This window comes from Paraburkholderia sp. NMBU_R16 (assembly GCF_013282575.1).
Taxonomy (GTDB): Bacteria; Pseudomonadota; Gammaproteobacteria; order Burkholderiales; family Burkholderiaceae; genus Trinickia.
In genome coordinates this window covers 39421-58113 of the sequence record NZ_JAAAYE010000015.1, presented here as the reverse complement: position 1 = coordinate 58113, position 18693 = coordinate 39421, and the positions used below count along the sequence as shown (strand labels likewise).

Below are 18693 nucleotides of genomic sequence, written 5' to 3'. Positions count from 1 at the left end.
TGCCCTACAAAGCACGGAGAAGGTGGGTAGCCTTGTCGATCGTCTCGTCGGATTTTGCAAAGCAAAAACGCAACAAACGTGAATTCGCGTACTGAGCACCGAACCCGGAAACCGGCAGGCCGGCCACCCCGTGCTCGCTGATCAGCAGATCTGCGAATTGAGTATCCGGCACCGTGGAAATAGCCGAATAGTCAAGTAATTGGAAATATCCGCCGCTCGTCGGCGCGAATTCGAAGCGCGAGCCCCGCAAACCCGCGAGGAAACGGTCGCGTTTTCCGCGAAACAACGCAGGAAGGCTCAAATAAGTGGAAGCATCGAGGACATCGGCCATCGCCTGCTGCAAGGGAGTCGGGGCAGCATAAGTAGTGAATTGGAGAATCTTGCGCAATTCGGCCGTGAGCGGTGCGGCAGCAGCGGCGTACCCGATGCGCCATCCCGTCACGTGCATCGTTTTGCCCAACGAGCCCACCACGATCGTTCGCTCGCGTAGCCGCGGCTCTGAGAGCGCGGTGATATGAGGCCCATCGAACACCATGTTGTGGTAGACCTCATCGCTAAGCACCAGCAAGTCGTGCCGCTGCACGAGCGTTGCCAAGCGATCGACATCGTTCGAATTCCAGCACCGACCGGACGGGTTGTGTGGGCTATTCACGATAATCATCCGGGTGCGTGGAGAGACGTGCCTTTCCACTTCGTCCCAGTCGATTTCGAAACGAGGCGCGGGCAAGTCCACGCAGACGGGAGTTGCGCCGGCCATCAGAATACTCGGCGCATACGATTCGAACGCAGGCGCCAGAAAGATCACTTCCTCACCGGGATGAACGAGGCCACTCACAGCCGCGGAAATAGCCTGTGTCGCGCCGGCAGTAATAGTCATCTCCGCGTCGGGTGAAATCCGCAGCGAATAAAGATCCTCGTACATGTGCCCAATTGAGCGGCGCAGCGCCTCCGAGCCTTCTGGCATGCCGTATTGATTATGTCCGCCTTTGGTGGCGATCGATAATGATTCGAGCAACCTCGGATCGGGGGCGAAATCGGGAAATCCTTGGGAAAGGTTGATAGCGTCGTATTGTTTCGCAACGCGACTCAACGCGGAAAATATCGAACCCTTGACATGAGGAAGCCTTGATCTGACGCTACCAAGCGGCAAATTTGAATGCATAAGTAGGATTTCTTTTAGATTATTGACCGGGTCAGCATCTTCCGTGATTCTTATTTAATGCTATTTCCCTTTCCATATACTATCGTTCAGGTCGCGCGGCCTGGCAAACAAAAAAAGTTTATGCGGTGCATTGAATTGTTTTGCGATGCCCTTACAGGGCATATGGCGGAAAGCGCATTTCGGCGTAGGGCGCTAGTACTCGATAGCGATGGCTGTCGCGAGTTGGATTGTTTGCGGTTTGTTTTACTGCGTGATCGTCCGCCAGCCATCGCGTGAGTGATCAGGCCTTTTTGACAGCCTCCTTGAGGTCGCCAAGATTCTTTCGCGCCTGGCCGGCCACTTGCTGCACCTCTCCCTTGATTTCCTGTTTTGCGTTGCCTGTCGTCCGGCCAATGGCTTCATTCACCTTGCCTTTGACCTTCTCTGCCGTTCCCTTGACTTGATCTTTGTTCATGGTTGGTCTCCAACGCGCAAATGTATTGCGGATGTTGCCGATATCGGTTGTCGTCCCATTCGACGAAGTGCAACCGGTGGATCCGCCTTCGACGAAAATCGCCGGCCGTTTATCGCTTCCCGCTTGGTCGGCGCGGGTGCGTCAGTGTTCCAGCGGACGATTGGGCACAACGTCCCGCGGACCTAACCAGTACGGCTGCCGATTGTAGAACTGGTGAAGCGACGAACCCCACTGCTCGTCGGCCATCGAGGGCCAGTGGTCCTTATCGAATGCAGGTGCGTTCTTGATGTGGTCCGCGGTAACGTTCAGCCTGAAGCATTTCTCGTCTGTATCAAGAGTCAACGCACTCCATGGAATGGCGTAAAGTTTGCCACCGATGCCGAGAAAGCCCCCGCTCGACAGCACAGCATAGGCAATGCGGCCGCTGCGTACATCCAGCATGATTTCGGAAATCTTCCCTATGTCCACCCGGTCAGACGTGAAGAGCTTATTGCCCTTCAGCGTATCGGCCTCCATTACGTTCGGGCCCGGCCCCTCGCCGGCCCCGCTGCCCACAATGGTGGCACCGGTATCGCTGGTCGATGGGCGGTGGATCGGGTCTGGTGTCGTCATGGTTTTCTCCTGAGTTCATTTCACTGCATGTCAATGCAGGTCGACCGCGCAGTGATCGAGTATCACGCTCGATATCCACGGTATTGAGCATCGGGGTCACCGAGCTACAACGATGCGCGCGACCGGTTAAGAAGTCGGTACGGTGCCGTACCGCATCACAGTCTGCCCAGCACGATCAAGACGAGCACCACGACCAGTACTAAGCCCAGCACGCCGCTTGGACCATAACCCCAGCCGCTGCTATAGCGCCATGTCGGAACCGCACCGACCAGCAGCAGTGCGACAACGATCAATAGAAGGAATCCCAGTGACATGTCATCTCTCCTCAATCCAGTCGGCGGGTCATATCGCGATACGGCAGCACTATTTCCCAACCTGATTGCCGACAACCCCGCCGACGGCCGCGCCGCCAACCGTGCCCAGGGCACTGCCGCCGGTCAGGACTGCGCCGGCAACGCCGCCGACACCCGCACCGATCACCGTGTCCGTTCCGCGGCGAGACATGTCGCCGCAACCCACCAGCAAGACAATCGCCATAGTTGCCATTGCCATCTCGACTGCGGCGAAATGTAGCTTTCTCATGACCCTCTCCCTCGGGTTGCCGCAGCGGCGTCCGGTCCTGCACGACGTACGCGGGCCCATGCCTGACATCTCGACGGAATTCGAAACGCCAGTTCATGGTGAGCGATCAGCCGGATGCAGTCGGTCCGCTAACGTACCGGCCCGGACGTCAGTTCAAGGACGCACTTTCGAAAACAATTACGTCGAGATCGGCGAGCAAAGTCGGATAGGAATGCGCAGCTTCCAGTCACCATTGAAAGTGTGACACGACGTTACGCGCCCGTACGCAGCGACACCAGAAAACTCTTATATTTCATAGCCCTACCCGTATTTCCAGCCCTCGATGGGGCATCGTGACACATGCGGAGATGCCCCGCTTTTTAAGTCTGGCTTAATTCTCGGCTGACAACATGGCCCCCATACCACCCCTGTTGAGCCGCCGGAACATCGGCGGCATCTTTTTGTCTTCTTCATGCGGTGCGCAAATCCCTGCGACCCTGGGAAGGAAACGGCAATGACTGAAGATTCGGTGTTCAAGCATCTACGAACCATGCTCAAGCGCAAGCACGCGCTGCCCGTTCAAAGCTGCCGCGTCTCGTTGCCCGTGCAGCGCCCGTGGGGCAGGACCTACCGGCTCGTCGAATGGAGCATGGCCAAAGACGCGCCGTCCTATCGTTGCGTGGTCCCAGCGGAGTTGACCGACAGCGAGATCGCGCAGTGCGTCGCATCGCACGTACCGGGCCGGGTCTATTTCGACGAACAGCGCTAAGCGTCCTCAATGGAAAACACTTTCAACGAACGCGGCGTGACGATCACACGCGGCGGACTCAGTGCGGGCGGCCAGACGTTTCCGCTGCGCGAGATTCGCGATGTGCGCGTCGTGACTGTGCACAAGAACAAAGTCGTGCCGATTGGCATCTCGGTCCTCGGCGCCGCCGCAGCCATAGCGGGCGGCATCTATGGCAGCAGCGCCGCACTCGTCGTCGGCGTGATGCTCGTCGTCGTCGGGGTACTTGCCTGGTACACGCAGGATGTCACGCACCGGCTGATCGTCACAACGGCGAACGGCGAGCGCGAAGCGCTGACGAGCCCCGACCGCGCCTTCGCCGAGCACGTCGAACGCGTTTTGCGCGACGCACTCGGCCGTGCCGCTCAGCCCGTCTGAAGCGGCTTCACGCGCCAGATATCGCGCGCGTATTCGGCAATCGTCCGGTCCGACGAAAACTGCCCCATGCCCGCCACATTCTCGATCGCGCTCGCCGTCCATGCGCGCGGATTGCGAAAACGGGCGTCCACCGCCTCCTGCGCTCGCGCAAACGCAGCGAAATCGGCCAACACCATGTAGTGATCGCCCCAGTCGACAAGCGTATGAAAGATGTCAGAAAAGCGGTGGGAGTCGCCGTTGGAAAAGTGTCCGGTACGGATCTGATCGAGCGCGACGCGTAACGCTTCGTTCTCCTCGTAGATCTGCCGCGGCCGATAACCGCTGGCTCGCAACTCGCCGACGTCGCTCGCGTTCAATCCAAAGATGAACATATTCTCGTGTCCGACTGCATCGCAGATTTCGATGTTGGCACCGTCCATCGTTCCGATCGTCAACGCGCCGTTCAATGCGAGCTTCATGTTCCCGGTACCGGACGCTTCGGTGCCCGCCATCGATATCTGTTCGGAGAGGTCGGCTGCGGGAATCATAGTCTCGGCCAAACTCACGCCGTAATTGGGCACGAAGACGACTTTCAGGCGGTCGCCGACGACCGGGTCTCCGTTGATCGTCTGTGCAACATCGCCAATCAGGCGAATGATCGTTTTCGCCATCTTGTAGGCGGAAGCGGCCTTGCCCGCAAAAATGGCGACGCGCGGCACCCAGTCTTCATCTGGATGCGCGCGAATCTGGTTGTAGCGAACGATGACATGCAGCACGTTCAGCAATTGCCGCTTGTATTCGTGGATTCTCTTGACCTGCATATCGAAGAGCGCATCCGGGTGAACCGCGACGCCCGTATCGTGCAAAAGACGCTGAGCGAGACGAATCTTGTTGCGGCGTTTCGCGGCCCGGAATGCGGCAACGAATTCCGCATCTTCCTTGAATTCGCGAAGCTTCGATAATTCGAAAAGATCCTTGCGCCAGTTCGTTCCGATGCGCGAATCGATGAGCGAGGAAAGCGGCCGGCTCGCCTGCGCGAGCCACCGGCGCGGCGTGATGCCGTTCGTGACATTGGTGAAGCGTTCGGGAAACATGCGCGCGAAATCGTTGAAGAACTCGCGCTCCATCAATTGCGAGTGAAGCTTCGAAACCCCGTTCACCTTCTGGCTTGCGACGATCGCGAGATGCGCCATACGCACGCGGCGTTGCCCGTACTCGTCGACAAGAGAAATACGCCGGATCAGATCGACGTCATGTCCGAAATGCTCGCTTGCCTCTTTGAGGAAGTTCGCGTTGATCTCGAAGATGATCTCGAGATGTCGCGGCAAAAGCCGCGCGAGCATATCGACGTCCCACGTCTCCAGTGCTTCCGGCATCAGCGTATGGTTGGTGTAAGAGAATACCTGCTGCACTATTTTCCACGCACGATCCCACTGTACCTGGTGGACGTCGACGAGCAGTCGCATCAGTTCGGGAATGGCCAGCACCGGATGCGTGTCGTTCAGATGAATCGCGACTTTCTCCGCGAACCGGCCGAAAGTGCTATGCGTGCGCTGATAGCGGCGAATGAGATCCTGCATCGTCGCCGAAACGAAGAAGTACTCCTGCCGCAATCGCAGCTCGCGCCCGGCTGGTGTCGAATCGTCGGGGTAGAGCAACCGCGAGACGTTTTCGGAATACTCCTTTGCCTCGACCGCGCGACGATAGTCGCCCTGGTTGAACGCCGACAGATCGAGTTCTTCCGTCGCGCGCGCAGACCAAAGCCGCAAGGTATTCGTCGCACTCGTGCCAAAGCCCGGGATCACGGTGTCGTAAGCCATGGCGTTGACGTGCTCGGTCTCCACCCACTCGACGCGGTCCCCGTGCTGAATCGTGCGTCCGCCGAAATGGACGATGTATTGCACTTCGGGGCGCTGAAACTCCCAAGGGTTGCCGGCGCGCAGCCAATAGTCGGGCGTCTCGACTTGTTCGCCGTCGACGATCTGCTGACGAAACATGCCGTAGTCGTAACGGATGCCGTAGCCGAAGCCCGGGATCGCAAGCGTAGCCATCGAATCGAGGAAGCACGCCGCGAGCCGTCCGAGACCGCCGTTGCCGAGCGCGGCGTCCGGCTCGAGTTCGGTCACCGCGGACATATCCACACCGAGGCTCGCAAGCGCTTCGTTCATCTGGTCGTAAATACCGAGGGCAAGCAGCGCGTTCGTAAACGTGCGGCCGATCAGAAACTCCATCGACAGGTAGTAGACGCGTTTGACGTCCTGCTCGTATTGCAGACGCGTGGTTTTCATCCAGCGCGCGACCAGTCTGTCGCGCACCGCGAGGGCAGCGGCGTTGAGCCAGTCTTGCGGCCGGGCCGCGACAGCATCCTTGCCGACACCGTAGATCAAGCGATTGGAGATAGAGCGCCGCAGCGCTTCAACTGTGCTGTTGAGCTGGTCGAATTCCAGATCGACGGCTGTCATCGAGCCCTCCTGGTTAGCATGGCGGCATGCGCATTGCTACCCTCGACTGGCGCCAGTGGCGCGTGCCGCGAGGAATCAGATTACCCCTTTTTGATGTCTTGCGGAGCGCATCGGAGTGCTAAATAAAATGCAAAAAATGCGAGGTCACCGCATGGGGGCATCGCAATCGCTGCACTATGATTGAAGCGTCGACAGGCCCAGGAGACCGAGATGACGACGCATACCTATACCAACACGCAAGCCGTGCTCGGCATGATCCGCGCGCAAGAGCTGTTGATGATTTCACTGATTCGAGCACTGCCGCCCGAGACGCGTCTGAGACTCGTCGACGAATATCAGGCGCAAGTCGAGCGCGCCGAACTTGCACACGTCAGCCCCGAAAGCGAGCGCGATACGATCGAGGCGTTCCGCGCGCATAGCCGCAAGCTTTCGATCGTGCTTGCATCGCTGGCCTGAGCCCCGGCATCGGCTCGGCGGCACAGTGGCACAGTGGCGCGGGTTATTGCCCGACGATCTGCCGGCTGCTAGCGCGGCAGGTAGGCAAGCGGATCCATAGGCGTGCCATCGCGGCGAATTTCGAACTGCAACGTGCTGCGGCCCGTCTTGTCGGTGCCCATCTGGGCGATCTGTTGCCCTTTGCGCACACTGTCGCCCTCTTTGACGTCAACCGGACCGTTCACTGCATACGCCGTGACGATTCCGTCGCCATGCTTCACGACGACCAAGGCTGCATATTGCTCGATCGCGTTGCCGACATAGATGACCGTTCCGTCGGCAGCGGCACGCACCGGGTCCTCCGCCCTACCGGCAATGACAATGCCTTTCGAGCCGCCGGCCTGCATCGACTTGAGCACCTGCCCATAAGCGGGCCACGCAAAGTGAATCGCTGGACCGCCGCCGACGTTCGCATTCGCGCCGACCGGCGGCGCCACGCGCAGCACTTGTCCCGGAACGAGCGAGGCCGTGGCCGGTAGCCGGTTCCACTCGGCAATGTCCTGCGGCCGCTGGCCGAACCCCGCCGCAACACTGGCCAGCGTATCGCCGGGCGCGACGCGATAATAGCCGGGCTGCACGGCGACTGGACGCGGTGGCGCATTCCATTGAGCGGCATTGCCGCGCGAGCCCGGCCATTGCTCGGTCGTGCAACCCGCGACCCACATCGCGCCGGCCGCGCACAACACCGTCAATACTGCGCTGCGATCGATTTTCATGAAGCGAGCGTCTCCCTAGTCAGCCGAGAATGGCACATATTAACGCGGGGACGCCAAAACGAAACCGGCTCGCGCCCCCTTCGAGAGCACGAGCCGGTTCGGTTCAAACGGTCGACTCAATCGATCGCGCTGCTTTCGCTTCGATTACGTTTATTACGCATCGATTGCGATCACGCGACGTTGCGATGCTTACTGACCGAAAAACAGCGAGTGTTCGCCGTTCGGGTTTGCAGGACGCTCGGCAGCGGGCGCACCCGATTGGCCGCTCTGGCCCGCGACACCGCCATAGCCGCTGTTGTCGCCGGCCGTTGCGGACGTATCCGCGACTGCCTGCCCTTGTGTGCCATTGGCACGCGCTTCGGCCGCCTGAATGTTCGCGGGGTAATTGATGTCGTTTGCGCGCGGTTCATAGCCCGCTTGTTCCAGGCGAATCAGATCCTGTCGGACTTGTTCGCGCGTGACAGGCTGATTCGATTGCGTTTGCGCCATCGAGGCGAGCGGGGTAGCGAGGACAGAAGCGGCAACCACTGCATAGATCAGGGATTTCATGACTAGACCTCCGATATTGGTATTCGCTCCACACACCATGTCCGAAGCGATTGAGATCAGTCTAGTCATCCGAAGACCTAGGGAAAACCACTATTTTAGTCAAATAGTGTTTCCGGTCCCGCAACAATCCCTGTCAATCTCCGTAGGTCCCGGCAAAACCGTCAAGACCAATGCGCGTGGAAGCTGCCTTCCTTGTCCACTCGCTCGAACGTGTGCGCGCCGAAGAAATCGCGCTGTGCCTGAACGAGGTTGGCCGGCAGCCGTTCGGCGCGGTAGCCGTCGAAATAAGCGATGGCCGATGCGAACGCGGGTACCGGCACGCCCGCCGTGACAGCCGAGACCACCACATCGCGCAGTGCCGATTGATAGTTCTCCGAAATAGTCCGGAAGTACGGATCGAGCAGCAGGTTCGGCAATTGCGGATCGCTCTTATATGCGTCGGTGATCTTTTGCAGGAAGCGCGCGCGGATGATGCAGCCGGCCCGGAAAATCTTCGCGATCGTACCGAAGTCGAGATTCCACCCATATTCCTGCGACGCGGCGGCCAATTGCGCAAATCCTTGTGCGTAGGAAATCACCTTGCTGAAGTAAAGTGCGCGCCGGACGGCTTCGATGAACGCGTCGCGCTCGCCCGCCATTGCACCGGGCCGTGGCCCGGACAGCACCTTGCTCGCCGCCACGCGTTGCGTTTTCAACGATGACAGCACGCGTGCGAACACCGATTCGGTGATGAGCGGCAGCGGCACGCCCAGATCGAGCGCGTTCTGGCTCGTCCATTTGCCGGTTCCCTTTTGCGCCGCACGATCGAGAATGACGTCGACGAGATCCTTCCCGGTTTCGTCGTCGCGCTTACCGAAAATCTTTGCGGTGATCTCGATCAGATAGCTGTCGAGCTCGCCCGCGTTCCACTCGCGGTAAACGCTGCCGAGCTCGGCATTCGAGAGTCCCGCCACCTGCTTGAGTACGGCATAGCTTTCGGCAATCAATTGCATGTCGCCGTACTCGATTCCGTTGTGGACCATTTTGACGAAGTGGCCGGCGCCGTCCGGGCCCATATAGGCCACGCAGGGTTCGCCGTCTGGCGCCTTCGCCGCAATTTCGGTCAGGATCGGCGCAACGAGATCGTAGGCCTCGCGCTGGCCGCCCGGCATGATCGATGGCCCCTTGAGCGCGCCCTCCTCGCCACCGGATACACCGGTGCCGATGAAGTGCAGGCCCGATTTCGCGAGGTCCTGGTTGCGGCGGATCGTATCGGTGAAGTGCGTATTGCCGCCGTCGATCAGGGTGTCGCCCGGCTCGAGCAGCGGTTTGAGCGCGGCAATCGTCGCGTCCGTGGGCTCGCCCGCCTTGACCATCATGAGAATGCGGCGAGGCTTCTCGAGCGACGCGACGAATTCTTCGAGCGAATAGGCGGGAACGAGCCGGCGCCCCGCGCACGCGGCCAGCATATCGTCCGTCTTCGCACGGCTGCGGTTGTAGATCGCCACGTCATGGCCGCGGCTTTCGATGTTCAGCGCGAGATTGCGGCCCATGACGGCGAGGCCGATGACACCGATGGCGGGTTTGCCCATTGTCGAATTCTCCTTGGAACGCTGCCTGCGACGGCCCGTTTGCCGCGCGGCATGACGGAACGGCGTCCGTCGACGATTGAGTGGAAACAGGTTACGCCATGCGTTCGGCCAATGCCGCCAACGCATCGCCGCACGGAGCCGCCACCTTCAGCGCGAGCATCGCGTCCGCGCGCGTGCGCCCAAGATTGACTGCGGCAACGGGCATGCCTGCACGCGCGGCCCAGACGCAAAACCGATAACCGGAGTACACCATCAACGACGAGCCGATCACGAGCATCGCGTCGGCCGCCTCGAGCGCCGCGGCAGCCGCCTCCACGGTCGAGCGTGGCACGTTCTCGCCGAAGAAAACGACCGACGGTTTCAGCATGCCGCCGCAGTGCGGACATGCCGGCACACGAAACGTATCCAGGTCCGCCCATTCGAGGTGGGCATCGCCATCCGCGGACGGCTGCGCGAACGCACCGGCGAGCCCCGGGTTTTCCGCCGCGAGGATGTCTTGCACCGACTCACGCGAATGCCCGGCACCGCAGGCGAGACAGATCACGTCGCGTATGCTGCCATGTAGCTCGATCACACCGGTACTCCCGGCGCGCTGGTGCAGTCCATCCACGTTCTGGGTCACGAGCGTGGCGACGCAAGCAGCTTGTTCGAGACGCGCGAGGGCGGTATGCGCGGCATTCGGGCGAGCGGCGGCCAGCATCGGCCAGCCCACCATGCTGCGCGCCCAGTAGCGGCGCCGGGCACGCTCGGAGTTCACGAACGCCTTGTACTCGATCGGTTGCGCGCGCATCCAATTGCCGTTGGCATCGCGATAGCCGGGAATACCGGAGTCCGTGCTGACGCCGGCCCCCGTCAAGACGAAAAGACGCGGATGCCGCTGCACGAAAGCGCACAACGCTTCGAGCGCATCCGCGCACGTTTCGCCGCTTGCGGCGGCGGCCGTTGAAGACGGTGACGAATGCGCGGTTACTGCGGTGGATTCAGTCATGGCACGGCAAAGTGATCAATGCCGCTGCCGTCGAGGCGGCGCGACGACGCGAATTCTACGCCGTTCCGAATCGGCGTGCCGGCAACCCGCGGATCCGTGGCCGGGCCTACAGCCGCTCGCCCGCGAGCCGCGCGGCCAGGAAATCGATCAGCAGGCGCAAGCGGGCCGGCATCTTCCGCGTGCGCATCCAGACAGCGCAAAGCGGCAGCGGTGCTGGCTCGTATTCGGGCAGAACGATCTCGACGCGGCCTGCTTCGATGAGCTCGCGAATCTGCCAGAATGCTGCGAGCCCCACGCCCATCCCCTCGGCCACGGCGGCATTGACGGCGGCGAGTCGATTGCATTCGATACGGCCCGAAACGAGAACCGAATACCGCGTGCCGTCGCGCGAATCGAACGTCCAGCGGTTCGCGTTGGGCACACCGGTTCGAATCACGCACTCATGGGCGGCCAGGTCTTCAGGCGTCCGAGGATGGCCGCGCTCGGCGAGATACGAAGCCGCCGCGAATGCAACACGGCGCACTTGCCCAAGCTGCCGCGCGACGAGGCGCGAATCGGGCGTGGCGCCGACGCGCAACGTAAGGTCGGCACCGCTTTCCGGCGGATCGCGCAATTCGTCGTCGAACTCCAACGATGCATGGAGTTCGGGATGGCGTGCGAGGAACTCGGCGACGAGCGGCACGACATACCGCGGTCCGAAAAGCGTGGGCGCATGAATGCGCAGCCGCCCCGTCAGCCGCTTGGCATCTTCCGCCAGTTCGGTGCGCGCAATCTCGAGATCCGCGAGAACGGCTTTGACGCGTTCATAGAACCGCGCCCCGGCGGGGCTCAGTTGCAACGTGCGTGTCGTCCTCAAGACGAGCGTGACGCCCATCGACTGCTCCAACGTCTGCAGCCCGCGGCTCACCGCTTGCAACGAACGGCCCAGGCGGCGTCCGGCTGCTGTCAGGCTCCCTTCTTCGGCTATCGCAACAAAGGTTTCCAGTTCCCGCAGCGATTGCACGTCATTCTCCCTGAAATCGCGATATTGAATCCACTGAATGACGGATTATCAATTTGAAATCGAAGAGTAGCATGGGTCCACCGGCTCTTTCACTACCCAACTCACCAGGAGAACGAAGATGGACTCGACGCGCGCAAGCATGCGTTACCGCACCGTACAGATCGACGGACTCGACATCTTCTATCGCGAAGCAGGCCCGCAAGATGCACCGGTTCTCCTGCTGCTGCACGGCTTTCCGTCATCGTCACGCATGTATGAAACGTTGATGCCGCTGCTCTCGAATCAGTTTCGTGTCATCGCGCCGGACTATCCCGGCTTCGGACACAGCAGCGCGCCTGAGCCGAGCGCGTTTACTTACACCTTCGATTCGGTCGCCGGCGTGATGGAGCGTTTCATCGAAACGCTCGAATTGCACCGTTTCACGTTGTTCGTACAGGACTACGGCGGGCCGGTCGGCTTTCGTCTTGCACAGGCGCATCCGGAGCGCATTCGCGGCCTGATCGTGCAAAACGCCGTCGCCCATGAGGAAGGTCTGGGTCCGCTGTGGGAAGTCCGCAAGGCTTTTTGGAAGGACCGGGCAACGCATGAGGCCGCGTTGCGCACGAGCTTGCTGTCGTATGACGCTACGCGCTTGCGTCACGTGGGAACGAGTCCGCATCCGGATCGCTACGATCCCGATACCTGGAACGACGAATTTGCCTTTTTATCGCGCCCGGGGCAGATCGATATTCAGACCGAGCTGTTTTATGACTACCGGAGCAATGTCGAGCGATATCCGCAATGGCAGCGTTACCTGCGCGAACATCGCCCGCCCACGCTCGTCGTCTGGGGCAAGTACGACGCGTCGTTCACGGTGGAAGGCGCGCGTGCCTATGGACGCGATCTACCCGACGCCCGAATCCATCTGCTCGAAGCGGGCCACTTTGCACTCGACGAAGCCTGCGATGAAATCGGCACGTTGACGCATGCCTTTCTGACAGAACTCGGGCGTTCTTGACTGAGCGGGGGTACCGATCGAACTTCGATCCGCGCTCAAAACCGATCGATGCGGAATGGGCGCGGATCCACGAACGGTTTCTCGCCCGTGACCATATCGGCGATGAGGCGCCCCGTCACCGGGCCCAGTGTGAGCCCATGATGAGCGTGCCCGAATGCGAACCAAAGACCCGGGTGTCGCGTAGCCGGACCGATGATAGGCAGCATGTCGCTCGTGCACGGACGTTGCCCCATCCATGGTTCCGAATCGACTCGCTCGCCGAGGGGAAACAAGTCCCGGGCGATCGGTTCGACAGCCTCGAGCTGATCGGGCGTCTTCGGCTCGTCGAGCAACGCGAGTTCCGCCCCCGTCGTGAGCCGGATGCCGCGCGCCATCGGCGCGAGCAGATAGCCCTTTTCGGCATCGAGGACGGGATGATTGAGGCGCGCCCCTGATTTTGCGCGGTAGTGCATGTGATACCCGCGTTTGATCCCCAGCGAAAGCCGATAGCCGAGCTTGGCGCTGAGCGGCTGAGACCAAGGGCCCAGCGCGACCACGGCTGAACTGGCCTCCAGCACCCCCTCCTCCGTGTTCACCCGCCAATGCGGCTCGAGCGTGCTCGCGTCGCCGAAAACGATGCGCCCGCCGATCCGCTCGAAATAACGGGCGTACGCCGTGACGAGGGCATTCGGATCCGCTACCGAATACGATTGCCCATAGCGCACCCCGCCGACGAGAGCCGACGACAGATCGGGCTCCACCGCGTGAAGCGCCGCCACATCGAGCGCGTCGTACTCGATGCCATATTCGCGCTGCCAGCGTTCGGCCGTCTTCAATTCCTCGTCGAATTTGCCCCCGGTGCGAAAGATCCGTATCCATCCAGTCGGACGCAACATGTCCGCCGCGCCGGCGGCCGCTGCCAGCGCCTTGTGCTCGCTGACACATTTTTCGATCAATGTGGAATAGGCGCGCGCAATTGCAATGTGACGATCGGGGGCCGAATTGCGCCAATACCGCCAGAGAAACGGTGCGAGCTTGAACATCGCACCCGGGTGATACCGGACATCGAGTGCGCGATTGCCGGCATAGCCGAGCAGCGTGCCCAGCCCGCGCGGAAACGCGTACGGATAAACGCCCTCCCGTTGGATCAGTCCCGCGTTACCGAACGATGTTTCATTGCCGGGCGCTTTTCGGTCGATGAGCGCGACAGACAGACCGCGCTGCTGCAAATGAGCGGCGATCGAAACGCCGACCATGCCGGCGCCAAGCACGAGGGTATCGAATTTCATCGGAAGTTAACATGCCCCATTTTTGCGGCTGAAACGATGCAACGACACACTACTTCCGTGTCGAACCGCGCCGTTCCTTCGCCTCTACGCCCCGCCGCTGATCCAGTTTTCCAGCTTCAGGCCTGGATAGGCGGCAAAGTCGCGTTCGTTGTTGGTGACGAGCACAATATCGAGCGCCAACGCATGCGCCGCGATGAGCTTGTCGAGATGATCTTTCTTTCGCTCGCGCGTCGCCTCGCGAACCGGCCCATAGGCCTTGGCGGCGGCGACATCGAAGGGCGCGACCGGAATGTCCTCGATCAGCGCAGCGAGATTCCGGCGCTCGCGTGCGTGATTGGCCGAAACTGCCACACCGTACTCCAATTCCGCATAGGTAATGGCGGACATCACGACGTCGCCGACGTAGCATTGTGCGAAGCGCTCCGCCACTTGCTCCGGCTGGTTCTTCATCAAGTAGATGCACATGTTGGTGTCGAGCATGAAGCGCGGCATCAGAGAGCCTCGCGCTCTGTTTGCTCCTGGCTACCGCGCCCCTCGGACATGAAATCGGGCCCGAATTTGGCGAACTTCTTGAGCACCCCGCCCAGCGCTCGCCGCGCTGGCCGAATGCGGAGCTCGTCCCCAACACGCTCGATTTCGAGCTCCATGTCCGTGCGCTCGTACGCCAGATCGGCGGGGATACGCACTGCCTGCGAATTGCCGTTCTTGAAAACCCTGGTGGTATGCATGGTTGAGCCCGTCCGCGGATGTACGATGGATGTACTATAACGCGGCTCCGGCGCAACGTAAATCCGTGTGTGTACATTTTTTGAGGCTATCGAGGGTCTCCTATAACAGCAGAGCCCGCCAAATTGTGCTTTACTTCCCGGTGCATCTAGAAAATAACGCGCTATAGCCGGACAAGCGGCACTGCACGCATCGAAGGTGCCGGCTGTCGCCCCCCTGCCTTGCCCGACTCTGGCCGACCGGAGACAATCCATGGCAATCAGCATCAGTCTGACAGTCAACGGCGCCCCGGTGAGCGCCGAAGTCGAGCCTCACACCCTTCTGGTCCATTTCATCCGCGATACATTGCGCCTGACCGGCACGCATGTCGGCTGCGATACCGCCCAGTGCGGCGCCTGCACGATCCATATGGATGGACGCGCCGTCAAAGCCTGCAATGTCCTCGCCGTCCAAGCCGACGGTGCCCGGCTCACCACCATCGAGGGGCTCGCCGAAGACGGTGCCCTGCATCCGATGCAAGCCGCCTTTCGCGAATGCCACGGCCTGCAGTGCGGCTTTTGCACACCGGGCATGGTCATGAGCGCCACCGCGCTGATCGCGGCCAAGCCCGATGCCAGTGCCGAAGACGTGCGCCGTCAGCTCGACGGAAACTTCTGCCGCTGCACCGGCTACCACAACATCGTGAAAGCGGTACTCGAGGGCGCGGCAGGCATGCGCCAACAGGCGGCATCGACCCTCCGGGAGGCATCATGAACGCACCTGAAGAACGCCGCCTGATCGGAGCCTCCGTCAAACGCAAGGAAGACTACCGCTTCCTCACAGGTGCCGGCCAATACACCGACGACATCGTGCTGCCGCAGCAAACCTACGGCGTCTTCGTGCGCTCGCCCCATGCGCATGCACGTCTCGGCAAAATCGATGTGGAAGCAGCCCGCGGCGCGCCCGGCGTCATCGCCGTCTTCACAGGCGCCGATCTCGCCGCCGAAAAGGTGGGCGGCCTGCCCTGCGGCTGGCTCATCCACAGCACCGACGGCTCGCCGATGCGCGAGCCGCCGCATCCGGTCCTCGCCATAGGCAAGGTCCGGCACGTCGGCGACCCTGTCGCGCTCGTCATCGCCGAAACCGCCAAAGCGGCCAAGGACGCAGCCGAACTCGTGACAGTGGATTATGACCTGCTGCCGGCCGTGGCAGATACCGCCCACGCGGCGGACTCGGGTCAACCCGCCGTGCACGACGAGGTTCCCGACAACGTCTGCTATACCTGGGGCCATGGGGACAAGGCCGCGACCGACGCAGCCTTCGCGCAGGCCGCCCATGTCACGACGCTCGAGATCGTGAACAACCGCCTCGTGCCGAACGCCATCGAACCGCGTGCGGTCAATGCAAGCTACTCGCGGCAAGACGACAGCTACACCGTCTACGTCGCCAATCAGAACCCGCATGTCGAGCGGCTCCTGATGGCTGCATTCGTTCTGTCGCTGCCGGAATCGAAGCTGCGCATCGTCGCGCCCGACGTCGGCGGCGGATTCGGCTCGAAAATCTTCCTCTACGGCGAGGATGTCGCCCTGACCTGGGCGTCCAAGCGCATCGGCCGTCCCGTCAAATGGACGGCGGAACGTTCGGAATCGTTCGTCTCCGATGCGCACGGCCGCGATCATGTGACGAAAGCGGAACTGGCGCTCGATCGCGACGGCCGTTTTCTTGCGATGCGCGTGCATACCACCGCGAACATGGGCGCCTATCTGTCGACGTTCGCCTCGTCGGTGCCGACGATTCTGTATGCGACGCTGCTCGCGGGCCAATACGCGACGCCCGCCATTTATGCCGAGGTGAAAGCCGTTTTCACGAACACGGTGCCCGTCGATGCCTATCGCGGGGCGGGACGGCCCGAAGCGACCTACGTCGTCGAGCGGCTCGTCGAAACCGCGGCGCACGAGCTCGGCATGGACCCCGCTGAAATCCGCAGGCGCAACTTCATCCGCGCGTTTCCCTACACGACACCCGTCGGGCTCACGTACGACACGGGAGACTACGAAGTTTGTCTCGCGCGTGCCATCGAACTCGCCGACGTGGCGGGCTTTGCGGCGCGCCGCGATGCGGCGAAGCAAAACGGCAAGCTGCGCGGCCTCGGCTACTCGTGCTACATCGAAGCGTGCGGTCTCGCGCCGTCGAAAATTGCGGGCGCCCTCGGCGCACGCGCCGGCCTGTTCGAAGCGGGCGAGGTGCGTGTGCACCCCACGGGAACGGTCACGGTCTTCACCGGCTCGCACAGCCACGGGCAAGGACACGAGACGACGTTCGCGCAAGTCGTCGCGGACCGGCTCGGCCTGTCGATCGATCAAGTCGAAATCGTCCATGGCGATACGGGCCGCATTCCATTCGGCATGGGGACCTACGGTTCGCGCTCGATCGCCGTAGGCGGCACCGCCATCATGAAAGCGCTCGACAAGATCGAAGCAAAGGCGAAGAAGATCGCGGCGCACCTGCTCGAAGCCTCCGCCAGCGACATCGAATTCGGCAACGGTGTCTTTCGCGTGGCCGGCACGGACCGTACCAAAACATTCGCCGAAGTGTCACTTGCCGCCTATGTTCCGCACAACTATCCGCTCGAGGAACTCGAGCCGGGATTGGACGAGAACGCGTTCTACGATCCAAGCAATTTCACGTACCCGTCAGGCGCCTATATTTGCGAAGTGGAAGTGGATCCCGATACAGGCGAAACGCGCATCGAGCGGTTCACCGCTGTCGACGACTTCGGCAACGTCATCAATCCGATGATCGTCGAAGGGCAGGTGCACGGCGGGCTCGGCCAAGGTATCGGCCAGGCGCTGCTCGAGCGGTGTGTCTACGACCCCGATACCGGGCAGTTGCTGTCGGGCTCTTACATGGACTACGCGATGCCGCGCGCCTCCGATCTGCCCGAGTTCACGGTCGAGACGAGTCAAGGCACACCGTGCACGCACAATCCGCTCGGGGTCAAAGGATGCGGGGAAGCAGGTGCGATCGGCTCGCCGCCGGCGGTCATCAATGCGATCGTCGACGCCCTAGCGCCGCTTGGCGTAAAAGACCTGCAAATGCCCGCCACCCCGCACCGCGTCTGGTCCGCGATCCAGGCCGCGCAGTCATCGGTCCATTGAACGGTCGACAGGAGACAGCTCCATGTATTCATATTCGTTCGACTATGAGCGCGCGGCCGATGCGCAGGCCGCCGTGGCGGCCCTGCAAGCGGACAGCGACGCCAAATATCTCGGCGGCGGGCAAAGCATGCTGCCGACCATGCGTTTGCGCCTGGCGCAGCCGACGAAGCTCGTCGACATCACACGCATTGCGGCCCTGAAGGAAATCCGCGTCGACGCTCAGACCGTTTCGATCGGCTCCGCCGTGTGCCATGCCGATGTCGCTGAACATGACGGCATCCAACGCACCGTGCCTGGGCTGGCCGAACTCGCTAGCATGATCGGCGATCGGCAGGTGCGCGCACGCGGCACGCTGGGCGGCTCGCTCGCCAACGACGACCCTGCCGCAGATTATCCGGCCGCGGTGCTCGCACTGGGCGCGACGATCGTCACCGATCGCCGACGCATCGCGGCCGACGACTTCTTCGTCGGCATGTACGAAACGGCGCTCGAACCGGACGAACTGATCGTTGCCGTCGAATTTCCCGTGCCGGAAAAAAGCGCCTATGAGAAGTTCCGCAACCCCGCTTCCCAATTTGCGCTCGTCGGGGTGTTCGTGGCCAAGCGGGCCGACGGCGTGCGGGTTGCCGTCACGGGCGCCGCTCCTTCGGTGTTCCGACCGACCGCGCTCGAAACGGCGTTGAGCAGCCAGTTCACGCGCGATGCGGCTCGGCAGGTCACGCTGTCTCCCGACGAATTGAACACGGATTTGCATGCGAGCGCCGAGTATCGTGCCCATCTGATCCCGATCCTCGCCGCGCGCGCCGTCGAGCGGGCCCGCTAACGGCTCGCCTTCGCTCCGGACCGAC

21 protein-coding genes are annotated in these 18693 nt (G+C 61.7%); 7 read left to right on the top strand and 14 right to left on the bottom strand.

Annotated features, from left to right (window positions below; all coding sequences use genetic code 11):
- Window positions 1–4: 4 nt before the first annotated feature.
- The 5 genes from GWC77_RS10040 to GWC77_RS10020 all read right to left on the bottom strand — a co-directional run bounded on the left by GWC77_RS10040 (window position 5) and on the right by GWC77_RS10020 (window position 2810).
- Window positions 5–1162 carry a methionine aminotransferase gene (locus GWC77_RS10040; protein WP_173256766.1) on the bottom strand — a complete coding sequence of 386 codons (1158 nt, stop codon included), beginning with the start codon at window positions 1160–1162 and terminating at the stop codon, window positions 5–7.
- 280 nt (window positions 1163–1442) lie between these two features.
- On the bottom strand, window positions 1443–1616 hold the full coding sequence (locus GWC77_RS10035; RefSeq protein WP_173256765.1) for a CsbD family protein: 174 nt from the start codon (window positions 1614–1616) through the stop codon (window positions 1443–1445).
- 141 nt (window positions 1617–1757) lie between these two features.
- A complete protein-coding gene (locus GWC77_RS10030) occupies window positions 1758–2228 on the bottom strand; it encodes a PRC-barrel domain-containing protein (RefSeq protein ID WP_173256764.1) in 471 nt (156 codons plus the stop codon).
- 155 nt (window positions 2229–2383) lie between these two features.
- Window positions 2384–2542 (bottom strand): DUF3309 family protein, encoded by a 159-nt coding sequence (locus tag GWC77_RS10025; protein ID WP_173256763.1) that lies wholly within the window; start codon window positions 2540–2542, stop codon window positions 2384–2386.
- Between the two features lie 49 nt (window positions 2543–2591).
- On the bottom strand, window positions 2592–2810 hold the full coding sequence (locus GWC77_RS10020; RefSeq protein ID WP_173256762.1) for a glycine zipper 2TM domain-containing protein: 219 nt from the start codon (window positions 2808–2810) through the stop codon (window positions 2592–2594).
- A gap of 493 nt (window positions 2811–3303) precedes the next feature.
- Between GWC77_RS10020 and GWC77_RS10015 the strand changes: the two genes are divergently transcribed.
- Entirely contained in the window at window positions 3304–3558 is a 255-nt protein-coding gene (locus tag GWC77_RS10015; RefSeq protein WP_173256761.1) for a DUF2866 domain-containing protein, read from the top strand.
- Between the two features lie 9 nt (window positions 3559–3567).
- Complete coding sequence (locus GWC77_RS10010; protein WP_173256760.1) at window positions 3568–3954, top strand: DUF6232 family protein; 387 nt, start codon at window positions 3568–3570, stop codon at window positions 3952–3954.
- Here the strand turns inward: GWC77_RS10010 and GWC77_RS10005 are convergent.
- Window positions 3942–6395 carry a glycogen/starch/alpha-glucan phosphorylase gene (locus GWC77_RS10005; protein ID WP_173256759.1) on the bottom strand — a complete coding sequence of 818 codons (2454 nt, stop codon included), beginning with the start codon at window positions 6393–6395 and terminating at the stop codon, window positions 3942–3944. The two genes, GWC77_RS10010 and GWC77_RS10005, sit on opposite strands and share 13 nt — an antisense overlap.
- Window positions 6396–6605: 210 nt before the next feature.
- Here GWC77_RS10005 and GWC77_RS10000 point away from each other — a divergent pair, with 210 nt between their 5' ends.
- The gene (locus GWC77_RS10000; RefSeq protein ID WP_173256758.1) at window positions 6606–6851 is read left to right on the top strand and encodes a hypothetical protein; all 246 of its coding nucleotides are present in this window, start codon (window positions 6606–6608) and stop codon (window positions 6849–6851) included.
- 68 nt (window positions 6852–6919) lie between these two features.
- Here GWC77_RS10000 and GWC77_RS09995 read toward each other — a convergent pair whose 3' ends face one another.
- The 5 genes from GWC77_RS09995 to GWC77_RS09975 form a co-directional block, all read right to left on the bottom strand.
- Window positions 6920–7606, bottom strand: a complete 687-nt coding sequence (locus tag GWC77_RS09995; protein WP_173256757.1) for a peptidoglycan DD-metalloendopeptidase family protein — start codon at window positions 7604–7606, stop codon at window positions 6920–6922.
- A 189-nt stretch (window positions 7607–7795) separates the two neighbouring features.
- Window positions 7796–8155, bottom strand: a complete 360-nt coding sequence (locus GWC77_RS09990) for a DUF4148 domain-containing protein (protein ID WP_173256756.1) — start codon at window positions 8153–8155, stop codon at window positions 7796–7798.
- 161 nt (window positions 8156–8316) lie between these two features.
- Entirely contained in the window at window positions 8317–9726 is a 1410-nt protein-coding gene (gene gndA / locus GWC77_RS09985) for an NADP-dependent phosphogluconate dehydrogenase (RefSeq protein ID WP_173256755.1), read from the bottom strand.
- Between the two features lie 91 nt (window positions 9727–9817).
- Complete coding sequence (locus GWC77_RS09980) at window positions 9818–10714, bottom strand: NAD-dependent protein deacetylase (protein WP_173256754.1); 897 nt, start codon at window positions 10712–10714, stop codon at window positions 9818–9820.
- 106 nt (window positions 10715–10820) lie between these two features.
- Window positions 10821–11717 carry a LysR family transcriptional regulator gene (locus GWC77_RS09975; RefSeq protein WP_173256753.1) on the bottom strand — a complete coding sequence of 299 codons (897 nt, stop codon included), beginning with the start codon at window positions 11715–11717 and terminating at the stop codon, window positions 10821–10823.
- 118 nt (window positions 11718–11835) lie between these two features.
- Here GWC77_RS09975 and GWC77_RS09970 point away from each other — a divergent pair, with 118 nt between their 5' ends.
- Window positions 11836–12714, top strand: coding sequence for an alpha/beta fold hydrolase (locus tag GWC77_RS09970; protein ID WP_173256752.1), 879 nt, complete (start codon window positions 11836–11838; stop codon window positions 12712–12714).
- 35 nt (window positions 12715–12749) lie between these two features.
- Here GWC77_RS09970 and GWC77_RS09965 read toward each other — a convergent pair whose 3' ends face one another.
- The 3 genes from GWC77_RS09965 to vapB all read right to left on the bottom strand — a co-directional run bounded on the left by GWC77_RS09965 (window position 12750) and on the right by vapB (window position 14710).
- Window positions 12750–13982, bottom strand: coding sequence for an FAD-binding oxidoreductase (locus GWC77_RS09965; RefSeq protein ID WP_173256751.1), 1233 nt, complete (start codon window positions 13980–13982; stop codon window positions 12750–12752).
- An 84-nt stretch (window positions 13983–14066) separates the two neighbouring features.
- Window positions 14067–14474: a type II toxin-antitoxin system VapC family toxin gene (locus GWC77_RS09960; RefSeq protein ID WP_173256750.1), complete on the bottom strand. Its 408-nt coding sequence runs from the start codon at window positions 14472–14474 to the stop codon at window positions 14067–14069.
- The gene (gene vapB / locus GWC77_RS09955; RefSeq protein ID WP_173256749.1) at window positions 14474–14710 is read right to left on the bottom strand and encodes a type II toxin-antitoxin system VapB family antitoxin; all 237 of its coding nucleotides are present in this window, start codon (window positions 14708–14710) and stop codon (window positions 14474–14476) included. Before vapB ends, GWC77_RS09960 begins: the two co-directional genes overlap by 1 nt.
- A 250-nt stretch (window positions 14711–14960) precedes the next feature.
- Here vapB and GWC77_RS09950 point away from each other — a divergent pair, with 250 nt between their 5' ends.
- Genes GWC77_RS09950 through GWC77_RS09940 form a run of 3 tightly spaced genes read left to right on the top strand, consistent with a single transcriptional unit; the run spans window position 14961 to window position 18668 of the window.
- Window positions 14961–15461, top strand: a complete 501-nt coding sequence (locus GWC77_RS09950) for a (2Fe-2S)-binding protein (protein WP_173256748.1) — start codon at window positions 14961–14963, stop codon at window positions 15459–15461.
- Window positions 15458–17845, top strand: coding sequence for a xanthine dehydrogenase family protein molybdopterin-binding subunit (locus GWC77_RS09945; protein ID WP_173256747.1), 2388 nt, complete (start codon window positions 15458–15460; stop codon window positions 17843–17845). The genes GWC77_RS09950 and GWC77_RS09945 overlap by 4 nt, the downstream gene beginning before the upstream one ends.
- A gap of 22 nt (window positions 17846–17867) precedes the next feature.
- On the top strand, window positions 17868–18668 hold the full coding sequence (locus tag GWC77_RS09940) for a xanthine dehydrogenase family protein subunit M (protein WP_173256746.1): 801 nt from the start codon (window positions 17868–17870) through the stop codon (window positions 18666–18668).
- The last annotated feature ends 25 nt before the right edge of the window (window positions 18669–18693 follow it).

Excerpts from the sequence above, each read along its gene's own strand:
- GWC77_RS10040 (WP_173256766.1), bottom strand. The coding sequence starts at position 1,162 with ATGCATTCAAATTTGCCGCTTGGTAGCGTCAGATCAAGGCTTCCTCAT.
- GWC77_RS10035 (WP_173256765.1), bottom strand. The coding sequence starts at position 1,616 with ATGAACAAAGATCAAGTCAAGGGAACGGCAGAGAAGGTCAAAGGCAAG.
- GWC77_RS10030 (WP_173256764.1), bottom strand. The coding sequence starts at position 2,228 with ATGACGACACCAGACCCGATCCACCGCCCATCGACCAGCGATACCGGT.
- GWC77_RS10025 (WP_173256763.1), bottom strand. The coding sequence starts at position 2,542 with ATGTCACTGGGATTCCTTCTATTGATCGTTGTCGCACTGCTGCTGGTC.
- GWC77_RS10020 (WP_173256762.1), bottom strand. The coding sequence starts at position 2,810 with ATGAGAAAGCTACATTTCGCCGCAGTCGAGATGGCAATGGCAACTATG.
- GWC77_RS10015 (WP_173256761.1), top strand. The coding sequence starts at position 3,304 with ATGACTGAAGATTCGGTGTTCAAGCATCTACGAACCATGCTCAAGCGC.
- GWC77_RS10010 (WP_173256760.1), top strand. The coding sequence starts at position 3,568 with ATGGAAAACACTTTCAACGAACGCGGCGTGACGATCACACGCGGCGGA.
- GWC77_RS10005 (WP_173256759.1), bottom strand. The coding sequence starts at position 6,395 with ATGACAGCCGTCGATCTGGAATTCGACCAGCTCAACAGCACAGTTGAA.
- GWC77_RS10000 (WP_173256758.1), top strand. The coding sequence starts at position 6,606 with ATGACGACGCATACCTATACCAACACGCAAGCCGTGCTCGGCATGATC.
- GWC77_RS09995 (WP_173256757.1), bottom strand. The coding sequence starts at position 7,606 with ATGAAAATCGATCGCAGCGCAGTATTGACGGTGTTGTGCGCGGCCGGC.
- GWC77_RS09990 (WP_173256756.1), bottom strand. The coding sequence starts at position 8,155 with ATGAAATCCCTGATCTATGCAGTGGTTGCCGCTTCTGTCCTCGCTACC.
- gndA (WP_173256755.1), bottom strand. The coding sequence starts at position 9,726 with ATGGGCAAACCCGCCATCGGTGTCATCGGCCTCGCCGTCATGGGCCGC.
- GWC77_RS09980 (WP_173256754.1), bottom strand. The coding sequence starts at position 10,714 with ATGACTGAATCCACCGCAGTAACCGCGCATTCGTCACCGTCTTCAACG.
- GWC77_RS09970 (WP_173256752.1), top strand. The coding sequence starts at position 11,836 with ATGGACTCGACGCGCGCAAGCATGCGTTACCGCACCGTACAGATCGAC.
- GWC77_RS09965 (WP_173256751.1), bottom strand. The coding sequence starts at position 13,982 with ATGAAATTCGATACCCTCGTGCTTGGCGCCGGCATGGTCGGCGTTTCG.
- GWC77_RS09960 (WP_173256750.1), bottom strand. The coding sequence starts at position 14,474 with ATGCCGCGCTTCATGCTCGACACCAACATGTGCATCTACTTGATGAAG.
- vapB (WP_173256749.1), bottom strand. The coding sequence starts at position 14,710 with ATGCATACCACCAGGGTTTTCAAGAACGGCAATTCGCAGGCAGTGCGT.
- GWC77_RS09950 (WP_173256748.1), top strand. The coding sequence starts at position 14,961 with ATGGCAATCAGCATCAGTCTGACAGTCAACGGCGCCCCGGTGAGCGCC.
- GWC77_RS09945 (WP_173256747.1), top strand. The coding sequence starts at position 15,458 with ATGAACGCACCTGAAGAACGCCGCCTGATCGGAGCCTCCGTCAAACGC.
- GWC77_RS09940 (WP_173256746.1), top strand. The coding sequence starts at position 17,868 with ATGTATTCATATTCGTTCGACTATGAGCGCGCGGCCGATGCGCAGGCC.